This is a genomic window from Flavobacterium paronense (assembly GCF_030409795.1).
Classification (GTDB): domain Bacteria; phylum Bacteroidota; class Bacteroidia; order Flavobacteriales; family Flavobacteriaceae; genus Flavobacterium; species Flavobacterium paronense.
Genome location: NZ_JAUFQN010000019.1, coordinates 884,460 through 900,303, shown reverse-complemented (window position 1 = coordinate 900,303; position 15,844 = coordinate 884,460). Strand labels below are relative to the sequence as shown.

The following is a 15,844-nucleotide window of genomic DNA, read 5'->3' as shown; positions in this document are numbered from 1 at the left end:
TAACTATTTTTCTGGTTTCCAATATATTTTTGTTTCGTTTAATTTGAGGTAATCGCTATATTCTTCTGAGCTTAAAGCATTTCTGTTGGATATCAATTTTGGTGCAGCAATAATTAGGTCAAAAATTGCCCTAAACAAAGGAGAAACTACTTTTAAATTCCCTTTAAAGATTTTCACACTTTGCATTCCAATTGAATACATTATTCTTCTTGGAATTTTACTCATTGGAAAAAAAAGAAAATAATTGTACCAATCTGCTCGCAATGACCTTCTGTATCGAAAGGCAAAATCATTGTTGGTTTGCGTTCTGTTTTTTAAATTAACGCGGTGTTGTACGAAAATTTGCGGAACATAGTGCACTTCCCATTTCGCTTTCAAAAGTTGTAGAGAAGCAAAATTTTCTTCGCCATAAAATTCATACCACTCGGGATAATTTGGAATTTCTCGCCATGCCTTCATTCGCCAAATGTGACCACAACCTACAAACCCTTTTACTTTTTCCGGAATTTCGTTGGTGTTACTATTTTTGTTTTCGGATGTATTCCAAAATATTCTAGTAGCAATCAATCCGCAATGTTTATTTTCTGAAAAATAATTTTGAATAATTTCTAAAGGGTTTTCAGTTAAAAAATGGGCGTCATCATCAAGTGAAATTGCGAAATCGGCTTTGGTTTGATTAAGCATTTTATTTCTGCAATAAATGTAACCTTTGGAAACCTCATTCCGAAGCAAAACTACTTCAGGAAACATGGTTTTGGTTTTTTCAAATGTAGTATCCGTCGAACCATCATCAAAAACAACACAGTCAACATTACTACCAAATAAATGCTTTATTTTATGTAAGGTTAGCAGTAAATCTTCACAACGATTCTTGGTTGAAATTAAGAATGATACTTTAATTTGGCTCATGATAACAATTCATCCATAACTTTTATAAGATGACTTTCCGAACAATAGTCTATTAAATCTTTTCGATTTAGAAGAAAATTAGCTTTATCGTTTTTCCAACTAGTGTACATTTTTTGAATATGACTTGTAATAGCTTCTACATCATCAATTTCAGCCCAAAATTCATAATCATTTCCCAACAATCGTTTTGTTTCGCTGTAATAGGGAGACAAAAGTAATAATGGTTTATTAGCATCTATACAATGAGGAAACTTACCCGGAAGAAAAGGACTTATTTCCGATTTTGCTTCTAAAATAATATTAACAGAAACTTGTTTTTGCAGTTTGTATATTAGATCAAACGGAATGTGATAAGGTTGTACAAAAATAGTAGTTGAATCTTTAGCATAATCTTCCATTAAACCAATATGTGATTCATAGACTGGTCCTAATAATAAAAGTGCGGAATCATTTTGTGCTGATGGCGTATTTTTTAGAAACAGTGAATAAGCTTCTAATAATCCCTTTGGAGATCTTGGTCTCATTAATACACCCGCATGAAGTAAATTGAATTTGGAAGCGTTAAAAAAATCAGGCAAAACGGCATCGCTTCTTTTTTGTTCACTGATTTGATGCGGAATTACTACTCCTGATTTTAAAAAATTTGGGAAATAGCTTCCCATCCATTCTTTTAAAAGTTGACTTGGAAAAGAAGCATATTTAGCTTTTTCTGCTACTTGTCCGAACCATTTTTCTTTTTTGGCATAACCAGATTCAACCCAATTATAAGGTCTTGGATTAAAATGAAAAGGATATGGATCGTGAATATTTGCCAGCCATTTATGATGAACTTCCGGGAAGGAAAGCATGGCGTAGTGTGGTCTAAAACTTGTTCCTTTACTAACGGTAACAATCAAATCAGGGTTTAGTTTTATGACTTCTTTTATAGTTCGTTTGATAGAATTTACATCGTTGAAAAGCGTAAAAGAGAAACCAAATATTTTTTCAAAAAAATGATGGACGTAAATTTCAAAGGTTCTTTGAAAGACCGCTTGGCTTTTACTTAAAATATAATTTACGCTCCATTTAATTTCTTTTATTGGTCTGCAATCAATGTTATCAATATGAATCGGTCTTCTTGTATAATGGTAAACTATAACTTCGTGTCCGATTGAAGCCATGTTTTGTATTAGCGCTACATTACATTTTGTACAGCTACTATCATTAACGTTGATGGATTCTGCAATAAAAATAATTTTTTTTTTCATTGAATTGCTCACTAGGTAATTTGTAGTTTGGCTTTTATCCAATTAATAGTATGGATTAATCCGAGTTCAAAATCATAATTTGGATTGTAATCGAGTAGTTTTTGTGATTTTTCTATATTAGAACATCTGTCTTTTACATGATCCCAATTTCTTGGTTCGGTAAATATTATTTCTGATTTTGAATTCGTTAACTCGATGATTTTTTGAGCTAACGTAATAATTTTCAATTTATTTCCAGTGCCGCCGTTGAATATTTCAGCTTGATAAAATTCGGAAGTAGCTAGTTTTACTATTAAATGTACCGTATCTAAAACATAGGTGAAATCTCGGGTTTCGTTTCCTGTTCCGGTAATATAAATTGGTTGATTCAATAGTGCTTTATGAATAAAATTGGGTACTACATTTCTGTAATTTCCCGACATTTCTCCTGGTCCAAAACTGTTAAAAATCCTAACACTAACTACTGGAATATTGTGAATTTCTGAATAATATTTTGCATACAACTCACCAACGTACTTGTTGATGGCGTATGGTGTGTCATAAGGAGAAACATTTATTTCTTCAGACATTATTTCGTGATTTCCATAAACACAACTTGAACTTGCGAATAGTATTTTTTTGAGTTCTGTGTTATTCTTTTGGGTTTCAAACAAATTTACCAATCCAACGATATTGGTATTTATATCAGACAAAGGATGGTCGACAGAGTTTTGATTAGCAAAATGTGCAGCTAAATGAAATATATAATTTGGTTTATAATTGCTAAAAAAAGAATTTACTTTTTCGGTATTGCCAATATCAATGTAGGTGAACTCATAATCATTTGAGAAATTAATATGTCCTGCACTAAAGTTGTCTATAATGTGAATAGAGCAATTAAAATTTTCTTTTAGGTATTGAATTAGATTTAGTCCTAATGCGCCAAAACCGCCTGTAATTAATATTTTTGAGTTGTCAAATGTCATGAAAATCTAGTTATTTAATCGCTGCATTTTTTATTTTGGTAAATTTCAATCTTAAAGGTAACACGAAATAAAACCACTGCCATTTTAGTTTTTCAAAAGTAGTAAATTCAAAAGTATCAATTAACCTCTTGTATAAATTAAATTCTTTAAGTTTAAATGATATACTAATGAAATAACGCTTCAAAGAATAATTTAGTAACTTTTTTTCCTTGAGGTTTTTGACTACTAAAAGTATTGCGTCTGCATAAGATTTTCTCCGCACTGGATTATCCGAATAGAATTCACCTGTGTTTGAATTAGTATGTTTTCTTCCGAAAAAAAGTATTTTCTCGATTGAAATTCCGATTACACCCGTTGATAATATTCTGGAATAAAGTTCCCATTCTTCGGCATACATTAAATGTTCAACAAATTTATTTTCGTTGAAACAATCTTTCTTCCACATTACAGCACAGGAATTGAATGGAAGCTCATTTTTTAATAGTGCTTCGATATCATTTTTATCAATATAGAACGATTCATATTGAGTTGATAAATCAAATGCATAATCAAAATCACCCGAAAATGCTGCCCTTTCATATCTGCAAAATGAAATAGGGTTTTTATCCAATTCTTTGGTACACAATTCTAGATTTTGTGGATGAACAATATCGTCATCGTCATAGAAAATAACGTATTTTCCTGTGGCTAAATCCAATCCGTAATTTCTACAGCCAGGTAATCCTTTTTGATAATCTGCTGTTCTTTTTAAGAATCGAAACCTTTTATCCTTATCTAAAAAATCATTAATGACCTCTTCTGTGTTATCTGTTCCTCCATCATCAATAATAATACATTCCCAATCCTGAAAAGTTTGATTTTGTATTGAAGTTAAGGTTTCTACTATAAAGTGTGCTCTATTGTAGGTTGCCATTATAATTGAGACAATCGGCTTCATTTTTTTATAATCTTCATTAAGAATCTGAATGGTTTTAGGATAGTATTCCCTAATCGAAAGTCTATGGAATTTATTCGTTTCAACTCATTTTTTTTATTAAATGCTATACTGTTCAATAAGAACTCTATCGTCTCATCAAAATGGTTTTGATATAGTTCTTTATGTTTTTTGAAAATGTAAAGCCGGATTTCTTTATCAAAATTACTAACGGCTGCTGCTCTCATTGAAACAGGATTCTGACGATAAAAAAATAAGGGTTCTTCGATTATTTTTATTTCCCAACCCTTTTTCCCAACGCGAATGTAGAATTCCCAATCTTCGTATCCTCTTTTCATATTTTCATCATATCCTTGCACTTCAATCCAACATTGTTTTCTAAAAAGTGATGTACCGATAGCTGCATTTTTAAAAAGGAAATCATTTAAGTTTTTACCATCAGGCTTGAATAGTTCAGAATACACAGTTCCCACAAAACGGTAACCCCAACTACTAACTACTCCTATTTTTTTATTATTGTCTAATATTTCAACGCCTTTACTTAAAAAAGTTTTTTCATACTTATCATCAGCGTCTAATGTTACTATATATTCTCCTTTAGCAACATTAATTCCATAGTTTCTCGCACTACTTAAACCACCGTTTTCTTTATATAAATACTTAAATCTGTCATCTTTTTTGCACCAATCTTGAGCAATTGTTTCTGTATTATCAGGACTTCCGTCATTCACAATAATGCACTCCCAATTATTATAGGTTTGTTCCAATATTGAATGTAAAGCATCTGATAAAAAATGTGCTTGGTTATAACAAGGAATTATTACTGAAACTGTACTGTTCATTTTACAAAAATTAACTTCTTTATAGTCCCCAAATAAGGTCTAAATGCTATATTAAATTTAATTAAATACAAATTGTATAAAAAAGTTTTAATGGATGAAAAATAGCTTTTATTTTCCAATTCAATTCTAAACTTTTCAGAACTGTACCAATTTAAGACTTTTGCTACGTCACTTGAAAAACCTTTATATTGAAGAATTTTTTTTATGTAAACTATTTGTTTGATATGTAATTCATATTTATTTATTAATGACAAACTATTCATGAACCCATTAGAATGCATTCTGTAAATAGAAAAAATTTCTGTAGACCGGTATGCCTTTAAATTTGTCTCTTTTAATAACAATACATACAAATACCAATCTCCAAAAGTAATATCATAAAAGTCATTTGGAAAATTTTTGACACAGTTTCTAAACATTACAGTACAAGTAACCAGATGATTTTTTTTGTGAAAATTTTCTACTGTAAAGCTCTTGGATAAAGTATCTAAGCCGATGTATTCATTAGCGAATTTGTTTTTATTTAAAATTTGAGCTGCAGCACTATGAATAACATAATCCAAATTAGCTTTCAAAAAATCAACTTGTTTTTGTAATTTACTCGAATCAGTCCAATAATCATCTCCTTCACAGAGCGCAATATAATCTCCTTTACATTGTTGTAGCGCAAATATAAAATTAGACATCATTCCTAAATTTTTATCGTGCTTAAAGTATCTAATCCAAGAAGCTTTAGGATGGTTTGCAATACTATTTTGAATGACTTGGTCTGTTTGGTCTGGGGAACAGTCGTTAGCAATAATTAACTCAACGTCAAAATCACACTCTTGCATCAAGACACTGTTTATAGCTTCTGCTATAAATTTCTCGTGTCCATACGTAATCATGCAAACACTAACCGTTGGCTGTTGTTTCATTTTAAAATTCTAAGGGACTTAACGCTTTAATAATTTTTGCAGGAACTCCAACTGCTACACAATTATCAGGAAGGTCTTTGGTCACGACAGAGCCAGAACCAATAATAACATTTTTACCTACTTTGATATCTGGCAAAATGGTTGTGTTAGCACCAATTTGAGAATATGAACCTATCGTACTTCTACCTAACAATATTACTCCGGGTGAAATTTCTACAAAATCTCCAACAATACAATCATGGGTAATTATAGAATTGTAATATACAATACAACCTTTTCCTAGTTCACTTCCATTAGAAAATACAGCACCTGAAAGTACATTTGACCCATCTCCAATCTTTACATCAAAACTTCCAATTGTTGCCAAAGGACTAATAGTTGATGTGAATTCTCCTCCCAAAGTGACAAATCTATCATACAGTTTTTTTCTTAAAACAGGATTTCCAATACCAATAGAGAATTTACAGCTAACGGTTTTAAAATAATTTGCTGCGACATCTTCTGATTTCATGACTGGAAACTGTCTAAATAGTTCCTCTGGAATATCAACATTTACATCATCATAAAAAACTAAGTTTTCCAATTGGTTTGATTGGTGTAGCACTTCCAAAACTTCTTTAGCAAAACCTTTGGCTCCTATTACTAACATAATTTTTTATTAATAAGTACAACAATTCTGTTTAAATCAACTAGTGGTAATCCTGCGTATAAAGGTAAACATAAAACTCTTTTAGCGATACTTTCTGAAATGGGCATAGATTCCCCATTTACGTAATCAATTGTATTCAAAGACGGACAAAAATAACGTCTCGGTGAGATTTGATGATCATTCAACTCTTTTTCAACTAGTAAAAGTTGTTCTTCACTTTCAAAAATTACTGGATAATAACTGTAATTCCAATTCGTGCTATTTCTTATTTTTATAGCTTGCAGTTTTGAAAAATTAAGGTGTTGATTGTAATAATCTACTATTTTTTTTCTATCACTAAGTATTGTTTCCATGTATGGAAAAACTGCTAATCCCATGGCTGCCTGTAATTCAGATATTTTCCCGTTAATTCCCATTCCGTGAAAGTCCAAAGGACCATTGTGTCCAAAATTATGACTATAAAATAATTTGTGCTGCAGATCAACATCATTGGTAAACATCGCGCCACCTTCGGCAGTATGAAATAACTTAGTAGCGTGAAAACTACAAGTACTTACATCACCATAATCAAAAATAGATTTACCATTAAAAACAACTCCAAAACAATGAGCAGCATCATAAATAACTTTTAGGTTATGTTTTCTTGCGATAACTTCAATTGCTTCTACATTACAGGGATTTCCAAAAACATGGGTGGCTAAAATAGCTGTTGTTTTATTGGTTATAGCCGCTTCGATTTTAGTTTCATCAATGGTCAAATAGTCTGGATGAATGTCAACAAAAACAGGGGTGCAATTTTCCCAAACTATGGCTGCTGTAGTGGCAACATAAGAAAAAGGCGTTGTGATTATTTCTCCATTATTTCCTAATAACTTCAAAGCAATTTGCAATGGAATTGTACCATTCGTAGTAATGATAATATTAGAAACTGATAAGTACTTTTTAAGTTTTTCTTCTAACTCCAAAACCAATTCACCACGATTGGTTAACCATTGATTGTCCCAAGCACGTTGCACCTGATTATTGTAATCTTCTATGGGCGGTAAAAAAGTTTTGGTTACGTTTATCATTTATATTTTTCTATTTCTTTTCTCAATAATTCAATTCTAGGTTTCATTTGTATTTCATTTGAATATATTTTCATGAACTTTTTTCGACCATTTTCAGAGATTAAATTTAATTTTTTAGGATTATGAATCAAATCAATAACTTCTTTCTCAATCGAACTGGATTTGTTATCAATTATAATTAATTCTTCATCTGGAACAAAAATACTATTTTGCTTAAGTTCATCAGAAATTATTGTAACAACACCATTCAAAGCTGCTTCAATAACGGTTCCTAATGGAAAGCCATCAAAAGCTCCTTTACCAAGAAAAAAAGGTTTATTTGGGGAGATTAATACATCCATTGTTTTATAAATAGTACTCAATTCTGCAAACTTTTGATATCCATAAAATTGGATTTTATCTTTAATCAGACTTACGTCTATATCATTTTCCGAAAAACCTCCAATTATGTGAAAGCGAATAAATTCAAAATTCGCAGCCATTTTATGAGCAAATTCTATGAAAACATCATATCCCTTATCTTCACCTCTTGCAGTGTATTTTGCGGCACAAAAACACACATCAAATGTTTCCTTTTTAAGTAAATAACTTTTTCTATCTGTAATATCTTTTTGTATAGAAATTTGAGGTACAACACCACCAAAAATAAATTCTATTGCTTCTGGTTTACAAAAATTATTACTAAGCAAATAATCTTTTGTATACTGTTGTGTCACGATAACTTTTCTGAACATGCTAGACCCAAATACTTTCTTTAATTTTTTATTACTAGCGACATCATCTACCTCAAATCCTCCTCCTGGATATAATGTGAATATAAATGGAATTTTATATTTTTCTAACCATGTTAAATTAGCAAAAATATTATTTATAAAAACACAATAAAAAAGCTTCGCATTAATATTAACAAGTCCTTTTTTAAATTTTAATTTATTTTTTAATTGTTTATTAAATTGAAGAAAGTCATTTAAATGTTGCTTATGTTCTTTAATTGGAGTTTTGACGATAGGATAAGCATTATTCGTCATAATTATTTTAGAATTTACAATGTTTGATAACAAAACAGTAAACTCTTCATAACGAAAACCAGAGACAGGGTGTGGAAATATATCGTCGTAAATTAATAAATCAACTTTCTTAAATCCTTTGTAACAATAAAAATTATTAATCTTATTTCTTCTTATTGTGTTAAAAAATGATTTGACCTTATTTATTACATTGGACATTTTGCTGATTTTACGATTCTATTTTTTTTTGATTTTCTTAAAAATCTCTTTGAGTAGTAGTATTTCTTCATTAGAAATTCCTTTTCCAAAAAGCGCAAAATCGTTAGTTTCATTAATAAGCTTGTCTATAAATATCATTTCTTTATTTAACAAAGTAAACGCTGGCTGAACAGAGTCCCAAGAAATATCATCCAAAACTATAAAACTTTTATCATCTAATAATGGAAAATAATTAGCAACGTCTTCCATTACAAATTTAGTGTCATGATTTCCGTCTATATGAACTAATCCAAATTTAGTATTACTAGCTTTAAAATCAATGGCAGCTTGAGATGATTTTTTCCTAACTAATACACAATTATTTTGGTACTCATTTTTTTTGATAAGATTTGACACATCATCATATAATTTTTGAAAATCGGTTACAGTAATAAACTCATCCAGTTGCTCTTGTAAATCGGGACGATCATTCTGAACTGCCGCTTCATTACTATAGGGATCAATTCCATATACTAAACCCTTCGTGTGTAATTTATGAGCTATTGCTTGTGGAAAAAGAGATCTTCCTCTATAAACTCCAATGTCAGCACTGTTTTTTAAATTAAATTCACTAATAACCAAACCCATCAAAAGTGCTTTATGGTGACTACATCCTCCACCAAAATCCTGTGGAATTTGAGAATGTATCTCTTTGATACTATCACTTAAAATCTTTTCGTTTGATTTGTTTTTAAAAATATTTATAATCTTATGTAGCATTTTTTTCTCTTGTTGAATTATTATTTCTTTTTTATTTCCTATTTGACATTTTTGTTACTAAAATCAAATTTTAGATTAGGTCTAACATATCCTGACCACTCACCGTAGTAATTAATACCATCTCTAAAATCAACTAACTCTAAATTAACAATATTAGCAATTGTTAAAAGTGATTTGTTATTACTTACAAAATGTAAATCAATACAATACATTTTACTATTTAAAAAATTTGCTGGTATGACTAATTCTGAAATATAAGTGCCTTGACGAGAGAATCTAACTGGTGTTATTTGACTAAATATAACAACATCGTCGGTAAGCGATTTAAAATTAATAGCCAAATTAAAGTTTTCAATGTCTTTAAAAGTACAGAAACTCATTTTAACTAACAACCCTTCTGTTATAGTGTAGTAAGTTTCTTTTGAACTTGATACAATTTCGACAGAATTTAATCTTACAAGAGAATTTCCATATTTAGGAGAAGCATTATCAAAAAATTTAGGATTGACATCATCTAACTGATCTATTGCTATATATCTATTGACACTATCTTCTATAGCACCATCAAACACAACTCCTCCATTCTCCAAAACGATTCCTTTTGTACACAAACTTTTCACAGCAGCCATATTATGACTAACAAATAAAACTGTTCTGCCTTCTCCTTTGCTAACATCATTCATCTTGCCCAAACATTTTTTCTGAAAATCAGCATCACCAACTGCGAGAACTTCATCTACAATTAAAATTTCAGATTCCAGATGAGCAGCAACAGCAAAAGCCAAGCGCACATACATTCCAGAAGAATATCTTTTTACTGGTGTATCAATATAACGTTCGACACCAGAAAATGCAACAATTTCATCAAACTTTCGGGTAATTTCATGCTTTCTCATTCCCAAAATGGCGCCATTAAGATATATATTTTCTCTTCCTGTCATCTCTGGATGAAATCCTGTACCAACTTCCAATAATGAGGCTATACGTCCTTTGGTATAAATTCGCCCAGTGGTAGGTTGGGTTACTTGACTTAATATTTTTAACAAAGTACTTTTACCAGCACCATTACGACCGATTATGCCCACAGAATCTCCTTCATTTACTTCAAAGTTAATATGCTTTAAAGACCACACATAATCACTTTCAGATTTAGTAGAACGATCATTTGCATCACCAATTTTTAAAAATGGATCTTCTTTACCACGAACATTGTACCACCAACGTTTCAAATCATCACGAACGGTTCCTGTTCCTACCAGCCCTAATCTGTATTGTTTAGAAATATCTTCTGCTTTTATTACTACTCTACTCATTCTCAACTATCAGTTTCTAAACTGTATCTATAAACGTTTTTTGTGATTTATTAAATACCAATATTCCAAGTGCTAAAATTGCAAAAGAAAAAAGTGTGGGATAAACTAATGACCATACTGAAAATTGGCCAATTCCTAAATAGGCAAAGCGCATATAATCAAACAAACTTACTAAGGGGTTTAAATTAACTATCCATTTATAATCAACAGGTATCGAAGAGCTCGGATATATCACTGGAGTAACATACATAAACAATTGTACGCCAAAAGTAATCAACTGAGTTAAATCTTTATATTTTGCAGTCATTGCAGATAAAACTAATCCAATACCCATTGAGATTAACGCCATCAATAGGATAATTAAGGGCATTATAAGAATATATAAATTAGGATGGATTTGCCCTTTGATAACAAAATAAGTTAAAAAACAAAGAAATAATAAAAATTGAACTCCAAACTTCATTAAATTAGATATCACTATGGTAAGAGGCATTATTAATCTTGGAAAGTATACTTTTCCAAAAATACTAGCATTAGTAGTAAAAACACCAGCCACAGAAGTTAGACAATTTGAAAAATAATTCCACAATGTGATACCTGCCATATAAAAAATAATTTTTGGAGCACCATCAGTAGATAACTGCGCTATAGATCCAAAAATAACTGTGAAAGTTATGGTTGTCAATAATGGCTGTAAAAAGAACCATAATGGTCCCAAAATTGTTTGCTTATAAACAGTTACGAAATCTCTTTTGACAAACAAAAATAATAAATCTCTGTAATGCCAAACATCCTTAAGTCGAACGTCAAAAAGCGAGGTATTCCCTTTTATAATTAAATCCCATTCCTGAGATTGATTATTATTTTCCATTACAGCTTATAAATTTATTTTTTGACACCTGCAAATATATAAATTAGAGTATCCTATAAAAAAGAATTGTACCTATTTATTTTGCATTAGTTAATTAAGTCAAATAATAGATTATTATTTATTATTTTTATACCAAATAAACACTTCATTTTGATTCATTTTTTCAAACAAAAGCCTTACTTGTGTGATTTAATTCCGAGTAATTATGTAGATATTCATTCTCATTTGCTACCTGGGATTGATGATGGTGCAGTTACTTTAAATGATACTGAAAATCTAATAATGGGACTGAAAGAAATGGGATTCAGTAAATTTATCACCACTCCTCACATAATGAGTGACGTATGGAAGAACACAACAACTTCAATAAATGAAAAGCTATCTACTACAGTTAATGAATTAAAAGTTCCAAATATTGATAGTCATCTCAAAGCTGCTGCAGAATATATGATAGATGCAGAATTTAGAGAATTAATCAAAAATGAAAAACTATTAACATTAAAAGAAAATTATGTGTTAGTAGAAGTATCATATTTAAGCCCTCCTATTCAGTTGCACGATATTTTATATGAATTACAAAACTGCGGCTATCAACCTATATTAGCACATCCTGAAAGGTATAGTTTCTACCATCATTCAATGCAGGAATACAAAAGATTAAAAAATATTGGCTGTTTATTTCAATTAAATCTACTTTCCGCAACAGGCTATTATGGCAGTCATGTTGCAAAAGTTTCAAATTCATTATTAAAAGAAGGCTTAATAGATTTTGTTGGTTCTGATGTACATCATAATCGGCACCTAGAAGCTTTGCAAAAAAAAATTATTTTGAAAGACTATGAATACTTATCTCCAATTTTTCAAAATAATTATTTTTTTAATTTTTGATACTATCCCTTTTTAAATTTAGACAGTAATCTTTTAAAAAAGGATGTCTTTGTTCCTGTTTCATTATCATAACCATATCCATACCCATAGGCGTAGTTATATTTATAATTGTAGCCGTAGCTGTATCCGTATCCTTTGTAATTAGAACCAACATTATTAATAACATAAGCCAAGTTTTTTAATTTCCCTTTCTCACTCAAATTCACTGAAAACTCTAATATCTTTTTAGGAGTATAATCAGCTCTAACAACATATAATGTAGTGTCAACTATTTGAGATATTATTAATGTATCTGTTACTAAAAGTGTTGGAGCTGTATCTATAATAATATAGTCGTATTCATTTCTTGCTTCTGCGACTAATTTGTCTAATCTACCATTAGATAATAACTCGGCTGGATTTGGTGGAATGGTACCTGACAAGATAATGTCTAATCCGTTATTTAATGGACTTTTTTTAACTGTACTATGCCAATCTACTGTAATATCATGCAAATAATCTTGGAGCCCAAGTTCATTCTTTTTAAAAGTCAGATAATTGTGTAATTGTGGGTTTCGCATATCAGCACCAATCAATAATACCTTTTTATTCATTATTGAAAATGAAATAGATAAATTTAATGCTGTAAAGGTCTTCCCTTCTCCTTTAATGGTGGAAGTAACCATTATTGTCTGAGCTAATTTTTCTTTTTGCAAAGGAAAAATATACGTTAAATTAGTTCGTAAAATTCTGAAAGACTCTCCTAATATTGATCTATCATTACTGCTTGTTATTCTATCATCTGTTATAATATGTGGTATTTCAGCAAGAATAACTTTATTTTTTGTTAATTTTAAAATATCCTCTTTAGTATGTAATTTATCATCAAGTAAAAAACTTAAATATAAAATTAAAAAAGGTATCAATAATCCTATTAGTAGCGCTATTAAATAAAAATTTCCTTTTTTAGGAGAAATAGGACTTGAACTTGATAAAGCATAATCAATTACCTTTATAGATGATGAAGTAATAGCAACATTTATAGCAGCTTCCTCTCTTTTTTGAAGGAGTAAAAGATATAAAGTCTCTTTAATATTTTGTTGCCGTTCAATCCCTCTTAATACTTTTTCATTATAGGGAATGGAACTAAATTTATTATCCGAAGATTTTTTAATATAATTATTTTTGGAGAGTGATACTTCTAACTCTTGTTGATACGCTTTTATAGATTCTAAAGTGTTTAATTTTAGACTGGCTAACTTACTATTTAAGAATTGAATACCCGGATTATTTACGCCACTACTAACCGACAGTCTATCTCGTTCTAGAACAGCAGCATTAAAATCAGAAATCAATTGATTAATACCATTATTGGTTAATCCTATATTGGCTGGTAATAAGTTCAGTTTTTTATCCGCTTTAATAGTTTGTTCTAAAACTTTTGCTAACGCAATTTGTGTTTCTACGTCAAAAACGTCACTTGTAGCAACAATTTTACCACTTGTAGCCGTTGTTGCATCAGCAGTAATAAAGGTTAATTCATTATTGCGTTTGTAGTTTGCTTTATTGGTTTCAACAGAATCTAACTGTTTTTCTAACGATTTAAATCGTTGATTCACAAAATCTATAGTTCTTTGAGAAACTAATCTTCTGTCATTTAATCCATCAACATCAAATTGGTTAATTATTTCGTTCAGAATAACTTCAGATTTATCAACAGTAGTTCCGTCTAATGATATAATTAAAATATCAGAGTTTTTATTACTATTGGCAATATTTAAGCTACTTGAAAGATTTGATACGACTGATGCTGTGGAAGAGTGAACTATTAAAAATTTTCTACCATCAATAATACTTAAATCAGTGCCAATTTTAAGGGATAATTTATAAGGTAAATTTCCAAGATACTGAACTGTATTAAAGGGATAGATTTTGGCTGAAGCTGATGAAGAGGAAGTGATTACCTTATATCCATTATTGGCTATTTCAATTTCAAAAGAAATTGATTTATTTTCCATTTTTGAAGCATCTTCTAACCAATCAATAGTAAAAGGCCTATTTTTCCATATCTCAATATTATTTAAGTACCCAACATTATAATATTGATTATTAAGATTTAAACTTTTACAAACTTGTTCTAACAGTCTGTAGGATTTTAAAACTTCGATCTCATTGTCAAGGTTAACTTTATTTCTTGAAAATAGCGCAATAGGACTATTAGGTAAAGTAAAACCACTCTTTGAGTCATCAATAATTTTTACTTTTGCTTTAGTTTCATATATAGAAACCGTATGATTTAAATAATATTTAACGATAAAAAAACAAACAATTACAGAAAGTAAAAAATAATGCCAATAGCGTAGATATAAGAAAAAATGTTCTAAAAAATCAAAACTATTTTGCTTTTCTTGTTCGAGTTGCGAATTTTCCATTAAAAATTATTTTTTTAATAATAAAAAGAGTGTTACTCCAATACTCATTATACTGAGTATACTTCCAATATTGCTTAAATACCCTGAAGTCATAACTTTTGCACCATTTGGATTAACAATGATAACATCATTTTGTTTAACATAGTAGTAAGGACTTGTGAACCAACTAGAAGAAGTTAGATCTAATTTTATATAGGATCTAGTACCGTTGTTTTCTCTAATCAATAAGACATCTTTTCTTATACCGTTAATTGTTAAATCGCCTGCATATCCAATAGCTTGATTTAGTGAAATATTTTGTTCATCAAAACTATAAGTTCCCGGATTATTGACTTCGCCCAAAACGGTAACTTTACCATTTATTACTCTAACATTTACATTTGCATCATTTATATACCCTCTATCATTCAATATTTTGGTGAGCATTTGTTGTAATTCAAGAGTGCTTTTGCCTGCAACTTTTAATTCTCCTAAAATTGGAAAAGTAATTGTTCCCTGCTGAGAAACTAAATAACCTTGAATTTTAATTGTTTGTGTATTTAGAGTAGGACTATTTAAATTCAAATTAAAAGGTTTTGCTGATTCAGGAATCAATGCGTCAACTGTAATATATAGGATATCATTAACCTGTATTTCGTTAGATACATAATTTATTGCATTTTGTGAACTGTCTTTGATGTCTTGGTAATAAAGAATGTTTTTTTTAGAAGCACAAGATTGCATAATAAAAATACCAACAAGTAGTAGAAGCGTTTTTTTTAACATAAGTAATAAATATCTTTGATTTAGTAGTAAAAATGACAGCTGCCTGTGCTATTTATTTTAAAAAGCAAATCTACAATT

General features: G+C 29.9%; 15 protein-coding genes. 1 reads left to right on the top strand and 14 read right to left on the bottom strand.

Annotated elements, in window-relative coordinates; genetic code table 11:
* Positions 1-3: 3 nt before the first annotated feature.
* The 12 genes from QWY90_RS05215 to QWY90_RS05160 are packed head-to-tail and all read right to left on the bottom strand — an operon-like array spanning position 4 to position 11,702.
* A complete protein-coding gene (locus QWY90_RS05215) occupies positions 4-909 on the bottom strand; it encodes a glycosyltransferase family 2 protein (protein WP_290284814.1) in 906 nt (301 codons plus the stop codon).
* Positions 906-2,156, bottom strand: coding sequence for a glycosyltransferase family protein (locus QWY90_RS05210; protein ID WP_290284813.1), 1,251 nt, complete (start codon positions 2,154-2,156; stop codon positions 906-908). The genes QWY90_RS05215 and QWY90_RS05210 overlap by 4 nt, the downstream gene beginning before the upstream one ends.
* An 11-nt stretch (positions 2,157-2,167) precedes the next feature.
* The gene (locus QWY90_RS05205) at positions 2,168-3,121 is read right to left on the bottom strand and encodes an NAD-dependent epimerase/dehydratase family protein (protein WP_290284812.1); all 954 of its coding nucleotides are present in this window, start codon (positions 3,119-3,121) and stop codon (positions 2,168-2,170) included.
* A 10-nt stretch (positions 3,122-3,131) separates the two neighbouring features.
* Positions 3,132-4,058, bottom strand: a complete 927-nt coding sequence (locus QWY90_RS05200) for a glycosyltransferase family 2 protein (protein ID WP_290284811.1) — start codon at positions 4,056-4,058, stop codon at positions 3,132-3,134.
* A complete protein-coding gene (locus QWY90_RS05195) occupies positions 4,055-4,897 on the bottom strand; it encodes a glycosyltransferase family 2 protein (protein ID WP_290284810.1) in 843 nt (280 codons plus the stop codon). Before QWY90_RS05195 ends, QWY90_RS05200 begins: the two co-directional genes overlap by 4 nt.
* Entirely contained in the window at positions 4,894-5,814 is a 921-nt protein-coding gene (locus tag QWY90_RS05190; protein WP_290284809.1) for a glycosyltransferase family 2 protein, read from the bottom strand. Before QWY90_RS05190 ends, QWY90_RS05195 begins: the two co-directional genes overlap by 4 nt.
* A 1-nt stretch (position 5,815) precedes the next feature.
* Complete coding sequence (locus QWY90_RS05185) at positions 5,816-6,463, bottom strand: acetyltransferase (protein ID WP_290284808.1); 648 nt, start codon at positions 6,461-6,463, stop codon at positions 5,816-5,818.
* Positions 6,457-7,533: a DegT/DnrJ/EryC1/StrS family aminotransferase gene (locus QWY90_RS05180; protein ID WP_290284807.1), complete on the bottom strand. Its 1,077-nt coding sequence runs from the start codon at positions 7,531-7,533 to the stop codon at positions 6,457-6,459. The genes QWY90_RS05185 and QWY90_RS05180 overlap by 7 nt, the downstream gene beginning before the upstream one ends.
* The gene (locus QWY90_RS05175; protein WP_290284806.1) at positions 7,530-8,759 is read right to left on the bottom strand and encodes a glycosyltransferase family 4 protein; all 1,230 of its coding nucleotides are present in this window, start codon (positions 8,757-8,759) and stop codon (positions 7,530-7,532) included. Before QWY90_RS05175 ends, QWY90_RS05180 begins: the two co-directional genes overlap by 4 nt.
* Positions 8,760-8,777: 18 nt before the next feature.
* Positions 8,778-9,518, bottom strand: a complete 741-nt coding sequence (locus QWY90_RS05170) for a class I SAM-dependent methyltransferase (RefSeq protein WP_290284805.1) — start codon at positions 9,516-9,518, stop codon at positions 8,778-8,780.
* A 38-nt stretch (positions 9,519-9,556) separates the two neighbouring features.
* The gene (locus QWY90_RS05165) at positions 9,557-10,831 is read right to left on the bottom strand and encodes an ABC transporter ATP-binding protein (protein ID WP_290284804.1); all 1,275 of its coding nucleotides are present in this window, start codon (positions 10,829-10,831) and stop codon (positions 9,557-9,559) included.
* Between the two features lie 16 nt (positions 10,832-10,847).
* Positions 10,848-11,702: an ABC transporter permease gene (locus QWY90_RS05160; RefSeq protein ID WP_290284803.1), complete on the bottom strand. Its 855-nt coding sequence runs from the start codon at positions 11,700-11,702 to the stop codon at positions 10,848-10,850.
* Between the two features lie 150 nt (positions 11,703-11,852).
* Here QWY90_RS05160 and QWY90_RS05155 point away from each other — a divergent pair, with 150 nt between their 5' ends.
* The gene (locus tag QWY90_RS05155; RefSeq protein WP_290284802.1) at positions 11,853-12,590 is read left to right on the top strand and encodes a tyrosine-protein phosphatase; all 738 of its coding nucleotides are present in this window, start codon (positions 11,853-11,855) and stop codon (positions 12,588-12,590) included.
* Positions 12,591-12,592: 2 nt separating this feature from the next.
* Here the strand turns inward: QWY90_RS05155 and QWY90_RS05150 are convergent, their stop codons facing one another.
* Together QWY90_RS05150 and QWY90_RS05145 are read right to left on the bottom strand one after the other, a co-directional pair.
* Positions 12,593-15,001: an exopolysaccharide transport family protein gene (locus QWY90_RS05150; RefSeq protein ID WP_290284801.1), complete on the bottom strand. Its 2,409-nt coding sequence runs from the start codon at positions 14,999-15,001 to the stop codon at positions 12,593-12,595.
* Positions 15,002-15,007: 6 nt separating this feature from the next.
* Entirely contained in the window at positions 15,008-15,766 is a 759-nt protein-coding gene (locus tag QWY90_RS05145) for a polysaccharide biosynthesis/export family protein (protein ID WP_290284800.1), read from the bottom strand.
* Between the last annotated feature and the right edge of the window lie 78 nt (positions 15,767-15,844).

Coding starts and splice junctions, on each gene's coding strand:
- QWY90_RS05175 (WP_290284806.1), bottom strand. CDS start 8,759: ATGTCCAATGTAATAAATAAGGTCAAATCATTTTTTAACACAATAAGA.
- QWY90_RS05150 (WP_290284801.1), bottom strand. CDS start 15,001: ATGGAAAATTCGCAACTCGAACAAGAAAAGCAAAATAGTTTTGATTTT.
- QWY90_RS05180 (WP_290284807.1), bottom strand. CDS start 7,533: ATGATAAACGTAACCAAAACTTTTTTACCGCCCATAGAAGATTACAAT.
- QWY90_RS05205 (WP_290284812.1), bottom strand. CDS start 3,121: ATGACATTTGACAACTCAAAAATATTAATTACAGGCGGTTTTGGCGCA.
- QWY90_RS05200 (WP_290284811.1), bottom strand. CDS start 4,058: ATGAAGCCGATTGTCTCAATTATAATGGCAACCTACAATAGAGCACAC.
- QWY90_RS05195 (WP_290284810.1), bottom strand. CDS start 4,897: ATGAACAGTACAGTTTCAGTAATAATTCCTTGTTATAACCAAGCACAT.
- QWY90_RS05170 (WP_290284805.1), bottom strand. CDS start 9,518: ATGCTACATAAGATTATAAATATTTTTAAAAACAAATCAAACGAAAAG.
- QWY90_RS05160 (WP_290284803.1), bottom strand. CDS start 11,702: ATGGAAAATAATAATCAATCTCAGGAATGGGATTTAATTATAAAAGGG.
- QWY90_RS05215 (WP_290284814.1), bottom strand. CDS start 909: ATGAGCCAAATTAAAGTATCATTCTTAATTTCAACCAAGAATCGTTGT.
- QWY90_RS05185 (WP_290284808.1), bottom strand. CDS start 6,463: ATGTTAGTAATAGGAGCCAAAGGTTTTGCTAAAGAAGTTTTGGAAGTG.
- QWY90_RS05165 (WP_290284804.1), bottom strand. CDS start 10,831: ATGAGTAGAGTAGTAATAAAAGCAGAAGATATTTCTAAACAATACAGA.
- QWY90_RS05145 (WP_290284800.1), bottom strand. CDS start 15,766: ATGTTAAAAAAAACGCTTCTACTACTTGTTGGTATTTTTATTATGCAA.
- QWY90_RS05210 (WP_290284813.1), bottom strand. CDS start 2,156: ATGAAAAAAAAAATTATTTTTATTGCAGAATCCATCAACGTTAATGAT.
- QWY90_RS05190 (WP_290284809.1), bottom strand. CDS start 5,814: ATGAAACAACAGCCAACGGTTAGTGTTTGCATGATTACGTATGGACAC.